Origin of the sequence: Streptomyces sp. NPDC001373 (assembly GCF_042895815.1) — a bacterium.
GTDB lineage: Bacteria > Actinomycetota > Actinomycetes > Streptomycetales > Streptomycetaceae > Streptomyces.
In genome coordinates this window covers 1-18,435 of the sequence record NZ_JBIAWQ010000023.1, presented here as the reverse complement: position 1 = coordinate 18,435, position 18,435 = coordinate 1, and the positions used below count along the sequence as shown (strand labels likewise).

Annotated in this window: 10 protein-coding genes; 5 read left to right on the top strand and 5 right to left on the bottom strand. The window is 75.4% G+C overall.

All coding sequences use genetic code 11. From position 1 onward, the window contains the following. Positions 1 to 252: 252 nt before the first annotated feature. Entirely contained in the window at positions 253 to 1,482 is a 1,230-nt protein-coding gene (lhgO, locus tag ACFY15_RS32320) for an L-2-hydroxyglutarate oxidase (RefSeq protein WP_390685982.1), read from the bottom strand. Between the two features lie 20 nt (positions 1,483 to 1,502). Beyond that, on the bottom strand, positions 1,503 to 3,131 hold the full coding sequence (locus ACFY15_RS32315) for a sporulation protein (RefSeq protein ID WP_390685981.1): 1,629 nt from the start codon (positions 3,129 to 3,131) through the stop codon (positions 1,503 to 1,505). Between the two features lie 643 nt (positions 3,132 to 3,774). Between ACFY15_RS32315 and ACFY15_RS32310 the strand changes: the two genes are divergently transcribed. Beyond that, entirely contained in the window at positions 3,775 to 6,000 is a 2,226-nt protein-coding gene (locus ACFY15_RS32310; RefSeq protein WP_390685980.1) for an asparagine synthase-related protein, read from the top strand. 122 nt (positions 6,001 to 6,122) lie between these two features. Continuing rightward, positions 6,123 to 9,350, top strand: coding sequence for a BTAD domain-containing putative transcriptional regulator (locus ACFY15_RS32305; RefSeq protein ID WP_390826571.1), 3,228 nt, complete (start codon positions 6,123 to 6,125; stop codon positions 9,348 to 9,350). Here the strand turns inward: ACFY15_RS32305 and ACFY15_RS32300 are convergent. Both ACFY15_RS32300 and ACFY15_RS32295 read right to left on the bottom strand, forming a co-directional pair. Next, positions 9,337 to 11,313 carry a sigma-70 family RNA polymerase sigma factor gene (locus ACFY15_RS32300; protein ID WP_390826570.1) on the bottom strand — a complete coding sequence of 659 codons (1,977 nt, stop codon included), beginning with the start codon at positions 11,311 to 11,313 and terminating at the stop codon, positions 9,337 to 9,339. The genes ACFY15_RS32305 and ACFY15_RS32300 overlap by 14 nt on opposite strands. 273 nt (positions 11,314 to 11,586) lie before the next feature. After that, complete coding sequence (locus ACFY15_RS32295; protein WP_390685977.1) at positions 11,587 to 12,357, bottom strand: TetR/AcrR family transcriptional regulator; 771 nt, start codon at positions 12,355 to 12,357, stop codon at positions 11,587 to 11,589. 342 nt (positions 12,358 to 12,699) lie between these two features. On the opposite strand from ACFY15_RS32295, the gene ACFY15_RS32290 reads away from it, so the two are divergent. Both ACFY15_RS32290 and ACFY15_RS32285 read left to right on the top strand, forming a co-directional pair. Beyond that, the gene (locus ACFY15_RS32290) at positions 12,700 to 14,118 is read left to right on the top strand and encodes an NAD(P)/FAD-dependent oxidoreductase (protein WP_390826569.1); all 1,419 of its coding nucleotides are present in this window, start codon (positions 12,700 to 12,702) and stop codon (positions 14,116 to 14,118) included. A gap of 173 nt (positions 14,119 to 14,291) precedes the next feature. Next, entirely contained in the window at positions 14,292 to 16,028 is a 1,737-nt protein-coding gene (locus ACFY15_RS32285; RefSeq protein ID WP_390826568.1) for a SpoIIE family protein phosphatase, read from the top strand. A 65-nt stretch (positions 16,029 to 16,093) separates the two neighbouring features. On the opposite strand, the gene ACFY15_RS32280 is transcribed toward ACFY15_RS32285, so the two are convergent. Further along, positions 16,094 to 17,392 (bottom strand): MFS transporter, encoded by a 1,299-nt coding sequence (locus ACFY15_RS32280; protein ID WP_390826604.1) that lies wholly within the window; start codon positions 17,390 to 17,392, stop codon positions 16,094 to 16,096. 123 nt (positions 17,393 to 17,515) lie between these two features. On the opposite strand from ACFY15_RS32280, the gene ACFY15_RS32275 reads away from it, so the two are divergent. Beyond that, the gene (locus tag ACFY15_RS32275; RefSeq protein WP_390685973.1) at positions 17,516 to 18,052 is read left to right on the top strand and encodes a MarR family winged helix-turn-helix transcriptional regulator; all 537 of its coding nucleotides are present in this window, start codon (positions 17,516 to 17,518) and stop codon (positions 18,050 to 18,052) included. Positions 18,053 to 18,435 lie beyond the last annotated feature (383 nt).

Genomic DNA, 18,435 nt, shown 5'->3' with positions numbered 1-18,435 from the left:
TGGGCCGCCCCTCGGCCGGGGCCGACGGCGCGGGGCCTCCGGGGCGGAGCCGCAGAAAACGGTCCGTGCCGTTCCGGCCGCGCCGGCGACCGGGGCGGGAACGACGCACGGGCGCGGCGGGCCGGGCGGCGGCTCCCTGGGGTGGCTCCGTGGGGCGGGTCGCGTGGCGGGCCGGGCGGTGGGTCCGTGGGGCAGGTTGCGGGGCGGGTGGTGCGGCGGGCGGCGGCTCCGGCGGGGCGGGACGGGGCCGGGTCAGGACGAGCGCAGCATGCGCAGGGCCCGGGTGGCGATCTCGCGGCCGATCGGGAGCGACGCGGTCGCCGCGGGCGAGGGGGCGTTGAGGACATGCACCGTGCGGGGGGCCTCGCGGATGAGGAAGTCGTCCACGAGCGTCCCGTCCCGCAGCACGGCCTGCGCCCGCACCCCCGAGGCGGCGGGCGTGAGGTCCGCCTCCGTGACCCCCGGCAGGAGCCTGCGCACCGCCTCCGTGAAGGCCGTCTTCGACAGGGAGCGGTGGATCTCGCCCGCTCCGTACCGCCAGTGCCGCGCGGCCATCCGCCAGGATCCCGGCCAGGCCAGCTCGGTGCCGAGGTCGCGCGGCCGGACCGTGCCCCAGCGGTAGCCCTCGCGGGCCAGCGCCGGCACGGCGTTCGGTCCGACGTGGACCCCGCCGCCGATGCCCCGCGTGAGATGGACCCCGAGGAAGGGGAACGCCGGGTCGGGGACGGGGTAGACCAGCCCGCGCACCAGCGAGGGGCGGGCCAGGTCGTGGTACTCGCCGCGGAAGGGGATGATCCGCATGCCCGGGTCGTCACCGGCCAGCCGGGCGATCCGGTCGCACTGCAGGCCCGCGCAGTTCACCAGCACCCGCGCCCGGACCACCCGGCCCGAGGTGGTGCGCACCGCGACCGCCGAGGGGCGGCGCGAGATCAGGTCCGCCTCCGCCCCGTAGACGATCTCCGCGCCCGAGGACTCCGCCAGCCGGGCGGCCACCTGGCCGTAGTCCACGATCCCGGTCGTCCCGACGTGGATCGCGGCCAGGCCGCTGATCTCCGGTTCGTACTCCGCGATCTGCGCCGGGCCCAGCTCGCGCACCGGGATGCCGTTCTCCCGGCCGCGCTGGACCAGGGAGTGCAGGCGGGGCAGCTCGGAGCGGTCGGTGGCGACGATCAGCTTGCCGGTCACCTCGTGCGCGATGCCGTGCTCCACGCAGAACTTCACCATCTCGGCGGCCCCGCGCACCGCGAAGCGCGCCTTGAGGGAGCCGGGGCGGTAGTAGATGCCGCTGTGGATCACCCCGCTGTTGCGGCCCGTCTGGTGCCGGGCGGGGCCGGACTCCTTCTCCAGTACGGTCACGCGCGTCCCGGGAGCCAGGCTCGACAGGGCGTGCGCCGTCGACAGGCCGACGATCCCGCCACCGATCACCAGCACATCGCAGTCCACGCCGCCCACGCTGACACCTCCCACCCCTGCATCTTGCACCCCGCCACCGACAATAGGGGCTACGCGGGAGTCACCAGCAGCGGCCGTGCCCGTTCGCGCAGCTCCGCGACGCGCGGCTCGTCGCCGTACGGCTCCAGGCGGTGCAGCAGGTCCCGTACGTACTCGGTGGTGCGCGCCGAGGAGATGCGGCCCGCGACCTCCACGGCCCGGGTGCCGGCGGCGCAGGCCGCGTCGAGGTTGCCCGACTCCAGCTCGGCGACCGCGCTCACCACCAGGCGCAGGCCGTGCGAGCGCACGTACTCCTCCGTGGGGCGGGACAGGGCCTGCTCGGTGAAGCGGCGGACCTGCCGGGGGAGTTTGAGGTCCCGGTAGCATTCCGCGGCATCCGCCGCGAAACGGTCGTAGGAGTAGAAACCCAGCCAGGTCGGGTCGGAATCGCCCTGGCGGGAGCGTTCCAGCCAGCCCTCGGCGGCCCGCAGCGCCGACCCGGCCGCCGCCGAGTCGCCCGCCTTCGCGTGCGCCCGGGCCTCCACGAGGCGGAAGAAGCTCATGGTGCGGGCGGTGGCCAGGCCGCGGTTGCGTTCGACGGCCGCCTGGGCGAGGTCCACGCCCTCGTCCGGGAAGTCCCGGTAGGTGGCCTGGAGCGACATGGAGGCCAGCACGTACCCGCCGAGCGGAACGTCGGCGGCGGCGCGGGCCAGCCGCAGCGCCTGGATGTAGTAGCGCTGGGCGGCCTCCTGCTGGCCCGTGTCGAAGGCCATCCACCCGGCCAGGCGGGTCAGCTCGGCGGTGGCCCCGAAGAGGGCGCGGCCGACCTCGTCCGTGTAGGAGCCGAGGAGCAGCGGGGCCGCGTCCACCCGCAGGCACTCGGGAACCATCGAGGAACGCCAGTCCCCGCCGCCGTACTTGGAGTCCCAGCGGCGCGCGTCCTCCGCCGCCTCGCGCAGCTTGGCCACGTCGCTGTGGCCGACGCGCTGCGGGGAGGCGTCCGGGAGCACCGCGGCGGGGGCCGCGGCAGGGGCCGGAGCCGCGGCAGGGGCCGGAGCGGCGGTTTCGGCCGCGGGGCGGGCGGGCACAACGCCCTCCGCGGGGGGTTCGGGCGTGCGCCGGGGCGCGGAGGCGGCGCGGACCGGAGCCGCCGTGCGCGGGCCGCCGCTCACGGGGGCGGCGGTGCCCGGGCCGCTGGGCGCGCCGGGGTCGGACGCGGGCCCCGGCTCGCGGGCCACCGAGCTGTCCGCGGGCGATATCAGCCACCGCGAGGCCGGCGTCGCGTACGCCGACACGGAGAACGAACCGGCGAGCGACTGCCAGATCCCGCCACCGCCGCGCCGCCCGGCGAGGTCCAGCCGGTAGAGGTCGGTCGCCGACCGCACGGCCGCGCCGATGTCGCGCGGGAAGGCCAGCCCGACCTCGGGGGCGGGGTCGGCGTCGGCCAGCCCGATCTCGTGGAGCGGCACCGGCCGCCCCAGCTTCGCGCCGATCGCGGCGGCGATCAGGTGCGGGGCGGCGCCCTGCGGCACCATCCCCTTCGACACCCACCGCGCGACCGAGGTCTTGTCGTACCGGAGCGTCAGACCGCGCTGCGCTCCGAGGTCGTTGACCCGCCGGGCCAGCCCCGCGTTGCTGATGCCCGCCAGGGCGAGGACGGCGCCGAGCTTCTCGTTGGGCTCGCGGAGCTCCCTGGACATGCGCCACCCCTCGTCACACGCGGAACGCAGACGCCGCCGGGGCATAGGCGCCCGGCATTCGTAAACCCAGCGTAGTTCCCCGCCTCCCAAGCGTTAAGGCCCCGCCTTCCGTATGGCGGGATTGTTGTCCGTGCGCACAGTCCGCCGGGGCCCGCTCCCCGGGGCGCACGCCTCGGACCGTGCTCCGGCCGTGTGGCCGTGCGCCCGGCCGTGCGCTCTGGCCGCACCCGGGACCCGGCGATTCGATGTGCCGTGCGTGGGTCGGCCCGCCGCGTGGATCCGGCAGGCCGGGGGATGCCGCTGCCTCAATCCCCGCGGGTGGCGGAACGGTCCGGGGGGCGCGATCGGGCCTCCCGGACCGCGCCCCCGCAGTGTCCCGCGCGAGACCGCGCACGGCTGCTCAGTACGGCCGAAGAATGGCCGAAACCGACCTATGGGGCGGTGGGAACGGAACGCCAAATACCGTGTTGCCGTGGCGTGTTCGTTCACCCGTGCGCCCCCGAAGCCGCTCCCGCACGCCCGACTCGTGGCAGCATGGATCCCGAGCCACCGGGGTCCCGCCGGCCGCGCCCTCAGCGCCGACCACGTCGTCCGTGCCGCCCGTTGCCCCGGGTCATGTGCCCACGGGCTGGGGGAGGCGGCGGTGCGCTGGTTGGTCGGGTGGAGCAGTATCGCCGCGAGCTTCGGCACGGCCGGACGCGTGGCCGGCCAAGCGGCCGGGACCGCGTACGGCTCCCCCCACGGCGACCCCCTGCGCGGCGGCATCGCCGACGCCGCCCACGCCGACGACCCCGCCGGCCACGACGCCGAACGCACCGTCCACCCCGTCGGAGCCCAGCTCCTGTGGGGCGACCCCGACCCCCTCTGGGCCGTCGGCGACTGGCGCCCCGACGAGATCCGCACCGTCACGGCCGACCCCGCCGACCCCTTCACCCGGCTCGCCGTCCTCGGCTGCTGCGGCGCCGGCGACGAGGAACTGCGCCGCGCCCTCTACGCCGCCCGCGGCGGCGCCCTGCGCCACCTCACCGAATGGCCCGGCAGCTACACCGCCGTCGTCCAGGCCGGCCGCCGCATCACCGTCCTTGGCGACCTGGCCGGCGCCCGGCCCGTCTTCTACACCCCCTGGGCGGGCGGCACCGCGTACGCCACCGCCGCCCTCCCCCTCGCCGACCTCATCGGGGCCCAGCTCGACATCGGCCACCTCGCCGCCCTGCTGGCCTGCCCCGACAGCCCCGAGGCCCTGGGCGACGGCACACCGTACGCCGGTGTCCGCCGCATCCCGCCCGGGCACACGCTGATCCTGCGCGAGGGCTCCCGCGAGATCACCGGGTACGAACCCGTGGCCTCCCTCGCCGTGGCCGCCCCCGAGGCCGACCCGGAGGGGGCGGTCGAGGGCGTGCGGGAAGCGCTGACGGCCGCGGTGCGCGCCCGGCTCACGGCACCCCGGCATGCTCCCGACACCCCGCTCCCCGACCCCGGACCCGTGCCCGGAATGGGCCCCGCCGACCGGCGCGCCGCCCGCGGCGCCCCCGCCCCCGGTGTCGGCGCCGACCTCTCCGGCGGCACCGCCTCCGCCACCCTCGCCCTGCTCGCCGCCGGACTCCCCGGCGCCCCGGGCACCCTCCCCGGCTCCGGATCCCGCCTCCTCGCCGTCACCTTCAACGACCTCGCCACCCCGCGCGGCCGCGAAGGCGAACTCGAACGCGCCCACGCCCTCGCCGCCGACCCCCGGCTGCACCACGTCGTCGTGGCCGCCGCCGACGAGGCCCTCCCGTACGCCGAACTCGACGGACCCCTCACCGACGAACCCGGCCCCTGCCTCGTCACCGCCGCCCGCGACCGCCGCCGCCTCGCCGCCGGCTCCGCCGACCACTTCACCGGACACGGCGCCCGCCAGGTCCTCGACGCCCACCCCGCCCGCATGGCCGACCTCCTCCTGGACCGCAGGCGCCGCCACCTGCTGCGCCCCGTCGCCGCCCTCGCCCGCTCCGCGCCCGAGGGCCCCCTCCTCGTCCCCTTCTCCGTCTATACGGCCGCCCGCCGCCTCGCCCGTACGCCCTACCGCGCGGGCATCGAAGCGGCGGCGGCCCGGCTGCGCGAGGGCGGCGTCGCCACCGCCGTCTCCGGGCCCGTCGACGCCTCGCTCGCGGCCCTGACCTGGTCCCGCCCCGGCCCCGCGGCCGGCTGGCTGACCGGGGAGGCGCTGGCGGAAGTATCGATCCGCCTGCGGGCCGCCGCCGGACGTCCCCCGCTCTCGCTGCGGCCCGGCGAGGCCCGCGCCCGCGCCCTGCTCGCCCGCCACGCCGCCGACCACCGCGTCTTCGAACAGGCCGTCGAGGTCCGCAGCCAGCGCCTGCACGCGCCCTTCCTCGACAACCAGGTCGTACGGGCCGCGCGCGCCCTGCCGGAGTCCCTGCGCGTGCAGCCCGGGGCCCGCGCCGAGATCCTGCGCAGCGTCCTGGCCTCCGCCGGGGTGCGTGAACTCCCTCCCGGCTGGGGCGTCACCGCCCCCGGACCGAACGAGACCGCCGGCCGGCTCGGGCTGCGCGCCGCCCTCGCCTCGCTGCTGGCCCTGTTCACCGCACCGCTGCTGGCCGACGCCGGACTGGTCGAGGCCCGCGTGGTGCAGCAGGCCCTGACCGACGCCGCCGACGGGAGGCCCGTACCGCTCGACGGGCTGGCGGAACTCGTCTCCATGGAACTGTGGCTCCGCCGCCTGATGTCCCGCCGCGGCACCTGCTGGACGGGCACCTCCACCCCACGCCGCCGCGCGGTCCCACCCCTCCCGACGCCCCTCCCCCGCCTGACGGGCACCCCCCGCCCGCCCCTCCCCCTGGGCGGGGCCGTGATCAGCCCGCGCGGCGTCTGAGCGCACCGGGCGCGCAGCGCACGGTATCGGGGCCCCGGGCGCAGCCCCAGGGGAACGGGCGAAGGGCGGGGCGGGGAGAAAACCCCCCGCGGCCCAGCGCGGCGGCACGGCAGAATGACCCGGTGCGGTACCTCATCCTCGGTGGCACCGAGGCACATGACGAGACGACCGGCGCCCCCCTCACCCCCGGCGGCGCCCGCCTGCGCGCGCTCCTCACCGCCCTCGCCCTGCGCGCCGGCGCCCCCGCCGCCGCCTCCGTCGCCGACCTGGCCGACGAGGTCTGGGGCGACGACCCGCCTCAGGACGCCCCCGCCGCCCTCCAGGCCCTCGTCGCCCGCCTGCGCCGCACCCTCGGCTCCCGTGACAGCATCCGCACCGACCCCGCCGGCGGCTACCGCCTCGCCGCCGCCCGCGACGACGTCGACCTGCACCGCTTCACCCGCCTGGCCGCCCTCGGCGCCGAGCAGCTGCGCACCGACCCCGCCACCGCCGCCACCACCCTCCGTGAGGCCCTCGCCCTCTGGCGCGGCCCCGTCCTCGCCGACCTGGCCGAACCCGCCCGCACCATCCACGCCGCCGCCCCCGAGGCCCGTCGCACCGCAGCCCTGCGCGACCGCCTCGAAGCCGACCTGCGCAGCGGCGCCACCGCCCCGGCCGCACTCCTCCCGGAGATCGAGGCACTGATCCGCGAGCACCCGTACGACGAGCCCCTGCACGCCCTCCGCCTGCGCGCCCTGCGCTCCGCCGGCCGCCCCGCCGACGCCCTCGCCGCGTACGAACGCACCCGCCGCGACCTCGCCGAAGGCCTCGGCACCGACCCCGGCCCGCAGCTGCGCGCCCTGCACGCCGAACTGCTCCGTCCCCCGCCGGCACCGCCCGCGCCGCCCGCGCCGCCCCGCGGCAACCTCCGCCCCCGCCTGACCTCCTTCGTCGGCCGCGAGCCCGAACTCGCCGCCCTCGCCGACGACCTGGCCCGCGTCCGCCTCGTCACCCTCACCGGCCCCGGCGGCTCCGGCAAGACCCGACTCGCCGAGCACGCGGCCGCCGCCCAGCCGGCATCCGGCTGGCTCGTCGAACTCGCCCGCCTCGACCACCCCGCCGCCGTGCCCGGAGCCGTCCTCAGCGCCCTCGGCCTGCGCGAGAACAGCCTCGTCGCGCGCGAGAAGTCCCCCGCCGACGACGACCCCACCACCCTCCTCGTCGAGTACTGCGCACACCGGTCGCTGCTCCTCGTCCTCGACAACTGCGAGCACGTCATCGACGCCGCCGCCGAACTCGCCGAGAAGCTCCTCATCCACTGCCCGGGCGTCCGCATCCTGGCCACCAGCCGCGAACCCCTCGGCGTACCCGGCGAGTTCCTGCGCCCCCTCGAACCGCTCCCGCCCGGCCCCGCGCACCGCCTCTTCGCCGACCGCGCCACCGCCGCCCGCCCCGACTTCCGCCCCGAGGAGGACCCGGCGGCCGTCGCCGAGATCTGCGACCGCCTCGACGGACTGCCGCTCGCCATCGAACTGGCCGCCGCCCGCCTGCGGCTGCTCACCCCGCGCCAGATCGCCGACCGCCTCGACGACCGCTTCCGCCTCCTCACCGGAGGCGCCCGCACCCTCCTGCCGCGCCAGCAGACCCTGCGGGCCGTCGTCGACTGGTCCTGGGACCTGCTCGACACCGCCGAACGCACCGCCCTCGCCCGGATGTCCGTCTTCGCCGGCGGCTGCGACCTGGACGCCGCCGAGGCCGTCTGCGGCGGCCCGGACGCCGACGTCGCCGGCACCCTCGGCTCCCTCGTCGACAAATCCCTCGTCACCGCCGTCCCCGACCCCGACGGCATGCGCTACCGCATGCTGGAGACCATCCGCGAGTACGCCGCCGAGCGCCTCGCCGCCACCGCCGACGACGCCCGGGCCACCACCCGCCGCCACGCCGCGTACTACCTGGCCCTCGCCGAGCGCGCCGAACCCCTGCTGCGCTCCGCCGAGCAGCTCCCCTGGATCCGGCGCGTCGAGACCGAGCTCGACAACCTCCGCTCCGCCCTCCACACCGCCGCCGTCGCGGACCCGGACCTGGAGACCGCCCAGCGGCTCGTGACCGCCCTCGCCTGGTTCCTGTGGCTGCGCAACTACCGTGCCGAGGGCGCCGAATGGGCCGGCCGGATCCTCGACGCCACCCCCGCCGACGTCCCCGAGGGCTCGGCCGCGTACTGGCGGTCCATGCGCCTCCAGGTCCTCCACATGTTCCTGCTCACCGAGAGCAAGGGCGCCGCCGGCTTCCGCACGCCCGAGTTCGCCGCCCTCGCCGTCCGCATCAGGGACGTCTTCCGCGAGGGCTCCCCGGAGACCACCCGCTTCCCCGGCATGCTCTGGCCCGCCACGTCCTTTCTCACCGGCGACGTCGCGGGCTTCCACCCCGACCTGTCCCGCTCCGTGGAGAACTGCCGCCGGCACGCCGGCGACTGGGAACTCGGCGTCGCCCTCCTGATGCGCGCCCACACCGCCATCGACAGGACCGGCGGCCTCGACGCCGTCGACGCCGACCTCGCCGAACTCCACGCGATCGCCCGCCGCTGCGGGGACCGCTGGATCCGGGCCCAGGTGGCCAGCGCCGCGGGGGAGGCCGCCCTCTCCCGCGGCCAGTACGACACCGCCCGCACCGAGTACGAGGAGTGCCTGCGCCTCGCCCGGGAGGTCGGCGCCCAGATCGAGGCGCCCCTGGCCCTCGCACGCATCGCCGAGGCGGCCTACTGCACCGGGGACTACGACACCGCCGAACGGCTCCTCGCCGAAGCCGACCGCGAGGCCGACCAGTACGGCGGGGTGTACGACATGAGCTCCTTCGCCCGGCTCCTGTCGGCGATGCTCGCCCTGCGGCGCGGCGACACCGAACGGGCCCGCACCGAGTGCGCCCGCGCCCGCGCCGACGCCGCGCAGATCAACCCGCCCCCGCAGCTCGCGGCGGGGCTCGGCGTCGTCGAGGCCGCCCTCACCGCCCGGGAGAAGGGCCCGCAGGCGGGTCTGGACCGGATCGGGGCCGCCCTGGCGGAGGCGGTGGCCGCCCACTGCGCCGAACGCGTCCTGGCATGCCTCGCCGAGGCGGCGGCCCTGTTCCTGGCCGGCGCGGGCCGGCCGGCCGCGAGCGCACGGGTCCTCGCGGCGGCCGCCACCTGGCGGGCCGACCATCCCCGCTCGGTGCCCGAGGAAGCCGTCCTGGAGGGGCTCCCGGCCCGCACCCGTGCCGCCCTCGGGGAGGCCGCCCATGCCGTGGCGGAGGCAGAGGGCCGCGGCCTGACCCCCGCCGAGGTCGCCGCCGAGGTGGCCGCCGAGGTGGCCCGGCACACCGCGCTCAGCGGCAGCTGATCACCCCGTCGGCCCAGCTCGCCAGAGTCGGCAGGTGCCCCTGCCCGGCCTGCTCCACCACCAGCCGCAGGGTCGAGCGTCCGGCCAGCGGCACCTCGACGGACGCCGGGGCATCCCCGTACCCGAGCGCGTCCGAGCGCCACAGGCGCCGGCCGTCGGCGTAGACGGAGAACCGCAGCTTTCCGTCGGTCAGCAGCGACAGCCCGTCCACCCCGGCCCGCGCCGAGAAGGAGGCGCACCGCCGGTTGAGGGTGATCTCCACGGAGGAACGCGAGGGGACGGTGATCCCCTGCCCGAACCGCTGCCCCCCGGCCACCAGCCCCCACCGCTGCCACACCCAGCTGCTGCTCCATGTCTCCAGCTCGGGACCGGTGTGCCGGCCCAGTGGCGCGTGCTCCAGCCGGGCCAGCGGGAACGCCTGGGCGGCCCGCGACGACGGCGTGGGCTCCGGCCGGGACGGGGTGGGCGAGGGCGTGGGCGTGGGCCGCGCGGACGCCGCAGCGGACGGGCCCGCCGGAGCCGGAGCGGATGCGGCCGCCGACGGCGGGGCGGGCCGCGGCACCACGGACGGCGACGCACTGCGCGCCGGCGGTACGGGGCCACCCGCCGCCGGCGCCGGATCCGCGGGCGGGGCCGGCTCCGGTGCAGCGGACACGGGCGCCCGGGGCACCACCGGCGCCACCGCACTGGGCGCAGGCCTCGCCTCCGGCTCGGGCTCGTCCCCGGTCAGGGCGAACACCACCCCGGCGGCTGCCGCGACCGCCATCCCGGCGGCGATGGCGGCCTTCGCCGGCAGCCCCAGCCCCTCCGAGACCACCGCACCCCCGGCCTCACCGGCGGAACCGCCGCCGCCGGCAGCCCCCGCGGCACCAGCGCCACCGGCAGCCCCCGCGACGCCGGCAGCCCCGGCCCCGGCGGCCGACGACCCGCCGGCCGCCGCGGCGGCCGCCCCCGCGCCGCCGGCGGCGACGACCCCGCCGGCCACCACCCCGGCCGCCTTCGCGGCGTACCCGGCGGCGAACCACCCGATGACCGCGACCGGCAGCAGCGCGGGAATCCCCGCGTTCACGTCCTTGAGCTCCCCGGCGGCCAGCCGGCACTTCGCGCACTCCTCCAGGTGCCGCCGCAGCCCCCGCTCCGCCCGCATCCGCAGCCCGCCCCGGGCATAGGCTCCCAGCCGGTCCGCGTACTGCGCGCAGTCCCCGCCCGCACGCAGCGCGGAACTCACGTGCGCCTGGAGGTAGGCCTGCTTGAGGCCCTCCCGGGCCCGGCTGGCCAGCACCGCCGTCGCATTGGCGCTCAGCCCGAACAGCGGGGCCACCGCACTCGGCGGGGAGTCCTCGACCGTGGTGTGCCACAGCACGGCCTGCCACCGCTCCGGCAGGCTCCGGAAGGCCTGCACCGCGAGGGAACGCTCCGCCTCGTGCATCGCCCGGACGTCCGCGCCCAGTTCCAGGGTGTCGTCCCCGGACAGCCCGGCCCGCGCGCCGCCGCTCTCGCCCGTGGCCGCCTGCTCCGCGAACACCGCGAAGTCCTCGACCAGATGCTCCCGCCGGGCCGTCTTCGCCCAGGCCGCGGCGACCCGCCGCACGGTGGTCAGCAGATAGGCCCGCACCGACTGGTCCGGACCCGCCCCGCCCCGCACCGCCTGGAGCGTCCGCGCGAACACCTCGGCGGTCAGGTCGTCGGCGGTGTGCCCGTCACGGCAGCAGCTGCGCGCGTAGCGCCGTACGGCCTCGGCGTGCCGACGGAACAGCTCCTCGTACGCACCGTCGTCACCGGCGCGCGTGCGGGCGACCAAGTCCCCGTCGGACGGGGGCAGCTCGGCGCCGCCCGGCCCGGGAGCGGCGTGCCGCCGCCGTCCGGGCTCGCGCTGGGCCGGAACCTGCCGGGCGGGCGGGCTGTCCGCCGCGGCCTCGCCACTCGCGCCACCGGAAGACTCGTCCCGTCCTTCAACGCTCATCGCGGAAGCCCCCGCACGACACACTCAGACCGGTACACCGGCCCAGCGTGTCACACGGCACGGGTACCCCGGCCCGCCTTCCGCACGGTCCACCCGTCCGGGGAACGTCCGGCGGACCGCGGCGCCGCCCCTCACCCGTTCGGGTGACCGGCCGGACGGGGCGTCCCGTTGACCGGCCGGCGACCGGACCCGCCCGGGCCGGTCCGCCCGGCCCCCACCCCTGCGGGGGCCGGGCGGACCGTCACCACCGGCGGGCGCGCCGCCCCGCGCGGCTCACGCCGTACGGGAACGCAGCCCCTCGAGCAGGATGTCCAGCAGCCGGGCCGAAGCCGCGGCCTGCTGCGCCGGGTCCGGCAGCGCGGGCGCGGCGGTCGCGATCACCAGCAGCACATCGGCCACCGTGACATCGGCCCGCAGCTCGCCGGCCTCCCGCGCCCGGTCCACCAGCCGGCCGACGACCTCCAGCAGCGCACCCGCGCCCGCGTCCTCCGACGGCTCGTCCTCGGCCGGGGTCCGCGAGCCCACGACGCGCAGCTCCGGGGCCCCGCCCGCGACGGCCTGACGCTGGTGCGGGACGCGCACCGCGCCCTCGTCCTCGGCGCCGTCCTCCTCGGCCGCGCCGACCCGCAGCACCTGCGGCGGAAGCAGCCGGCCCGCGCCCGAGGCCACGGAGGTGCGCAGGAAGCGCGACAGCGCCTGCCACGGCTCCTCCTCCTGGCCCAGAGCGGACTTCGCCTGCTCCGTCAGCCGGGCGGTCTCCTCCTCGGCTATGCGCCGGACCAGCACGTCCTTGCTGGGGAACCGCCGGTAGACGGTCCCGACGCCGACCCGCGCGCGCCGCGCGACGTCCTCCATCGGAGCCCCGTAGCCCAGCTCCCCGAAGACCTCGCGCGCGGCGCGCAGGACGTGCTCGAGATTGCGCTGCGCATCGACGCGCAGGGGCGTCGAACGGCCGGTGCCGTGGGTGGTCGTGCCCGCGATCACACGGCCGCCGCTCTCTGCGGACAGAGCGGTGGCAGAACCATGGAAATCGGAAATATGCATATGTATCCCCCGGTAATCATTTGTCTCCCCCCGGAGACACTCCCCGCCTTCGCGCCGAGGGGGGCCACGGTCATGAGGGCCCTGGTCCTACTCCTCGACGAGATACGAACATAGTTGAGCCAGAGTCAATTCAGAAGAGGCAGCCCCCGACGGAGCACCGCCCGATCGGAGCATTCACCCCCACTTTTCCGCCGCAAGCCTCCGGAATCACCCCCTCCGCGCGGTCTGACCTGCGAACTTCTCACACCCTCCGACCTCCTCGACAGCCTCGCCCCGCCCTCCCCACCGGTCACACAATCTGTCGGGCCTGTGGACAAACTCCTGGCCACGTTGCGTCATGGGATGGTGAAGGCTGCTAACTCGCGGGGCGGAGCCCCCGGTACCCCGCCCCGCACGCGCATCCTCGTCATCGGCGGCGGATACGTCGGCATGTACACCGCCCTGCACCTCCAGCGGAAGCTCAGACCCGGCGAAGCCGAGGTCACCGTGGTGACCCCCGAGCCCTACATGACGTACCAGCCCTTCCTCCCGGAAGCCGCCGCCGGCGCGATCTCCCCGCGCCACGTCGTCATCCCCCTGCGCCGCGTCCTCGACCGCTGCCGCATCGTCATCGGCCAGGCCCAGCGCATCGACCACGCCAAACGCACCGCGACCGTCACCACCCTCGCCACCCCCGAAGAGGGCACCGGCGACCTGGAGATCGAGTACGACGAACTCGTCCTCGCACCCGGATCCGTCTCCCGCACCCTCCCCATTCCCGGCCTCGCCGACTACGGCATCGGGTTCAAGACCGTGGAAGAGGCCATCGGCCTGCGCAACCACGTCATCGAACAGATGGACATCGCCTCCTCCACCCGCGACCCCGCGGTCCGCGACGCCGCCCTCACCTTCGTCTTCGTCGGCGGCGGCTACGCCGGCGTCGAGGCACTCGGCGAACTGGAGGACATGGCCCGCTACGCGGCCCGGTACTACCACAACATCAAGGCCGAGGACATGAAATGGGTGCTGGTCGAGGCCAGCGACCGGATCCTCCCCGAGGTCGGCCCCGAAATGGGCGTCTACACCGTCCGCGAACTGCGCCGCCGCAACATCGACGTCCGCCTGGAGACCCGCCTCGACTCCTGCGAGAACCGGGTCGCCGTCCTCAGCGACGGCTCCCGCTTCCCCACCCGCACCATCGTCTGGACCGCCGGCGTCAAACCGCACCCCCTCCTCGCCTCCACCGACCTCCCCCGGAACGAACGCGGCCGCCTGCGCTGCACCGCCTTCCTGACCATCGAGGGCGTCGAACACGCCTGGGCGGCCGGCGACGCCGCCGCCGTCCCCGACATCACCGCCGAAGAACCCGGCCGCGAATGCGCCCCCAACGCCCAGCACGCCGTCCGCCATGCCAAACAGCTCGCCGACAACCTCATCGCCGCCCTCCGCGACGAGACCCTCACCGAATACGCCCACAAGTACGCGGGATCCGTCGCCTCCCTCGGCCTCCACAAGGGCGTCGCCCACGTCTACGGACGCAAGCTCAAGGGCTACCCCGCCTGGCTCATGCACCGCACCTATCACCTCAGCCGCGTCCCCACCTTCAACCGCAAGATGCGCGTCCTCGCCGAATGGACCCTCGCCGGACTCTTCACCCGCGAGATCGTCTCCCTCGGATCACTCGAACACCCCAGGGCAGAATTCGAACTCGCCGCCGGTGGCGGCCCCCGGCACCACCTCCAGCAGCCCGCCTCCAACCCCCCGGAAGACAGCAAGGGCTGACGTTGTCAGTGCGGTCCGCCACACTGGACGTGTGACCATAGGTGGGCTCACACCTGCACAGAGTGACGCCCCACGGAGTGACCAGCAGCAAGCGACCGACCACACGGGGCACCTCCCGGCACCACCGGGAGGAGACACCGCGACCACTTGCGACACCACGAGGCCTGAACGCAGTGAACTTCACGCGATGGAGCGCCCGGTTCCCCGGAACGCAGCGCCGCGCCGCCGCCCGGAACGAGCACGCCGCAGCCCAGGCCAAACGGGGTGAAGGCTCCGTCCCGGCAGCCCGCGGCGCCGCCCCCCACCCCGTCACGCCCACCGACGGCAGCCCCGCCGACACCACCGTCTCCGGCACCGGCACCGGCACCGCCCCGCTCCCCGCCGCACCCGCCCTCGACGAGCTCTCCGTGCAGGAGGTCCTCGGACTCCTCCCCGCCCTCGTCGCCCTCGTCCACGGCCCCGAGCACCGCGTCGCCTACGTCAACGACGCCTACACCGCCGGCTTCGGCCCCCGCACCACCGGCACCCCCGCCCACCTCGCCCTCCCCGAACTCGGCGAGCTCGGCCTCCTCCCCCTCCTCGACCAGGTCCAGCGCAGCGGCCGACCCCGCACCGCCAAGAACCGCCAGGCCCCCGGAGGCGGCAGCTCCTACACCGTCACCTGCACCCCCGTGCAGTTCCCCAAGGCCGACGCCGACGGCCGCCCCGACCCCCACCACACCGGCATCCTGGTCCACCTCGCCGACGTCACCGACCACGCCGAAGCCGTCGACCGCCTCCGCGCCAGCGAACGCCGCCAGCGCGAAGCCGCCGTCACCCTCCAGCGCTCCCTCCTCCCACAGGAACTGGAACAGCCCGACGACCTCCGCATCGCCGCCACCTACCAGCCCGGCGGCACCGAGGCCGCCGTCGGCGGCGACTGGTACGACGTCATCACCCTCGGCGCCGGCCGCACCGCCCTCGTCATCGGCGACGTCATGGGCCGCGGCGTGCGCGCCGCCGCCGTCATGGGCCAACTGCGCACCGCCGTCCGCGCCTACGCCCGCCTCGACCTGCCCCCGCACGAGGTCCTCCAGCTCCTCGACGGCCTCGCCGCCGAGATCGACGCCAGCCAGATCGCCACCTGCGTCTACGCCGTCCACGACCCCAACGAAGGCCTTCTCGCCTACGCCTCCGCCGGCCACCTCCCCATCCTCGTCCGCGACGAGGACGGCATCGTCCGCCGCGCCGCCGACCCCACCGGCCCCCCTCTGGGCACCGGCGGCTGGCTCCACAGCTCCGGCACCATCGCCCTCGGCCCAGGCTCCACCGCCGTCCTCTACACCGACGGCCTCGTCGAACGCCGCGGCGAGGACATCGACGAAGGCGTCGCCGCCCTCGAACGCGCCCTCGCCGGAGCCCAGGGCACCCCCGCGATCATCTGCGACCGCCTGATGCGCGCCCTCGGCGTGGACGCCGACCACGACGACGACGTCGCCGTCATGGTCCTCCAGCAACCCGCCCGCACCGGAGCCGACGCCGAGCTCTTCCACAACGCCGCCCTGGAACTCCTCGGCGGCGTCGAGGCCGCCCCGCGCGCCCGCGCCTTCGCCCAGGGCGTCCTCACCTCCTGGCGCTTCCCCGTCGAGCTCTGCGACCTCGGCGTCCTCGCCGCCAGCGAACTCGTCGCGAACTCCCTCCAGCACGGCACCCCGCCCATGCGCCTGCGCCTGCGCCGCACCGACCGCCGCCTGATCATCGAGGTCACCGACGGGGACGACCACCTCCCGCGCCGCCGCCGCGCCGAACCCGCCGACGAGACCGGCCGCGGCATCTCGATCATCGCCACCATCGCCTCGGCCTGGGGCTCCCGCCGCACCCCCGGCGGCGGCAAGGCCGTCTGGTGCGAGTTCGCCCTCCCCGACGCGTAGTCCCCGACGACGGCAGAGGCCCCGGTCCACCCGGACCGGGGCCTCTCCCACACCTGCACCTCTTCTTACGCGGACACCGGCTCCGCCCGCTCCGCACCCTGGGCGGCGGCCACCGGCCCCTGCGCCACGACCCTGCCGCGCAGCAGCGACGGGTTGTCCTGCACCGGGGTCAGCTGCCTGCCGAGCCGCAGCGCCAGACCCGCGATCCCGAGCGAGACCAGCACGAAGATTCCGACGTACAGCATCGGAGCACTCGCACCCAGCGGCACGCCCAGCGGCCCCAGCGCCAGGGCCATCTGCTTGACCAGCGCGAACGCCGAGTTGTACTGCCCGACCGAACCCTCCGGAGCCAGGTCGGCCACCAGCGGGGCCAGCGTCGGCGACAGCATCGCCTCACCGATCCCGAAGAGCGCGTACGTGCTCACGAACGCGGCGGCGGCCATCGTCGCGCTGCCGTGCCCCAGCCCGGAGAACCCGGCGATCAGCCACGCGACGGTCCAGATCAGCCCGACCAGCGCGATGACCCGCGACCGGCGGCGCTTCTCGACCAGCTTCAGCACCGCGAACTGCGCCACGACGATCGCACCCGTGTTGGCGGCCAGCGCGAACCCCAGCGTGGACGGCGAGATCCCCGCGGCCTCTGTACCGAACGCGGCCAGACCCGACTCGAACTGTCCGTAACAGGCGAAGAAGAGCACGAAGCCCAGGAGGCACAGCTGCACCATGGCCTTGTGGCGCAGGAGCCGCTTCCAGCCGCCGCCGGCCGTCCGGGACGGATCCTTGGGCAGCGCGTCCTTGATGCTCGGCGCCTGCGGCATCCGCACGGTGGCGATCACCCCGGCCAGCACCAGGAACATCACGGCCTCGATGCCGAACAGCAGGGTGAAGCTCCCGGGCCGGGTCACGTCGACGATCTGGCCGCCGGCGAGACCGCCGATGCCCAGACCCAGGTTCTGCATGAAGAACTGGAGGGCGAAGGCGCGCGTGCGGGTCGACGGCGTCGAGCACCACACGATCATCGTGGCCAGCGCCGGCTGCATCACGGCCTGTCCGGCACCGAGCGTCAGGGCGGACAGCAGGATCGGCACGACGCCGGTGGAGAGCCCGAGGGCGAGCGCACCCGCGGAGGCGGCCACGGCCGCGCCCATGACCACGGGCACCGGACCGCGCCGGTCGATGACCCGGCCGGTGAAGGGCAGTGCGACGAGAGCACCCAGGGCGAACGCCACGAACGCGCTCGTGGCGGCCATGGAGCCCAGCCCCCGCACCTGCGCCACATAGATGTAGAGGAACGGAACCGTGAAGCCGATGCCGAACGCGGTCAGCGCGTTCCCGGCCTGGATCCGCCGCATCGCAGCGCCCATCACCTTGGTCACTTCTCACCTGCCCTGATAGCTAAAGTCTGAAGACTTCATACCTAAAGTTCGATGCTTAACTTTACACATCGAAGGAGTTAGACGCCAACGCGTCATGGGATACTTCGGACCATGGCTGACACCCCCGACGGCGCGACGCCGGTCCACGAGCCGAGCCTCGACGAGCAGATCGCCGTCTACCAGCGCGAATTCCGGGACTTGGACCCCCAGGTGGAGAAGGTCGTCTCGGCACTCAGCCGCCTGAACCGCCGCATGAACGTCGCGTACGGCCGCCAGACGGCCGCGCTCGGCATCAGCAATGCGGAGTGGGAGGTCCTCAAGGCCCTCGTCCTCTCGGGTGCCCCGTACCGGATGGGCCCGAGCGAGCTCGCGAAGCAGCTGGGCCTGACGCCGGCGGCCATGACCCACCGGATCGACCGGATGACGGCCGAGGGCCTGGTCACCCGGGAACGGGACGAGTCCAACCGGGTCCGCGTGATCGTGGAGCTGACGGACGAGGGCCGCAGCAAGTGGCTGGACGCGATGCGCGCGGCGACGGTGTTCGAGGAGGACCTGCTCCAGGACCTCTCCACGGCGGAGCGCGGGGTCCTGGGGGACATGCTCACCCGTGTCCTGGACCGCGTGGAGGACCTCCAGTCCCGCACCTGAGCGGCCCCCGACGGGCGTCGACCCGCCGGGTTGACACACCCCTCGCGGATCCGTAAGGTTCTTCGAGTTGCCCCAGCGCCGGAAGGTTCTGAGGTCAACAAATCCGCCGCCTCGTTGCGGCAACCTACTCAGTACGATCTCCCCACCGGGAACGAATTCGGCATGCCCGAATTCATTTCCGAAGGCCCGATTATCGGTTGCCGGGAAAATCCGCTAGAGTTCAGGAGTCGGAAGGGCCCAACAGCCCGGAAGGCAAACCCCGCTGACTGGGGGTCAGGCCCGAAAGGATCTGATAGAGTCGGAAACGCAGGAAAGAACGAAAGCCCGGAGGAAAGCCCGCGAGGGTGAGTACAAAGGAAGCGTCCGTTCCTTGAGAACTCAAC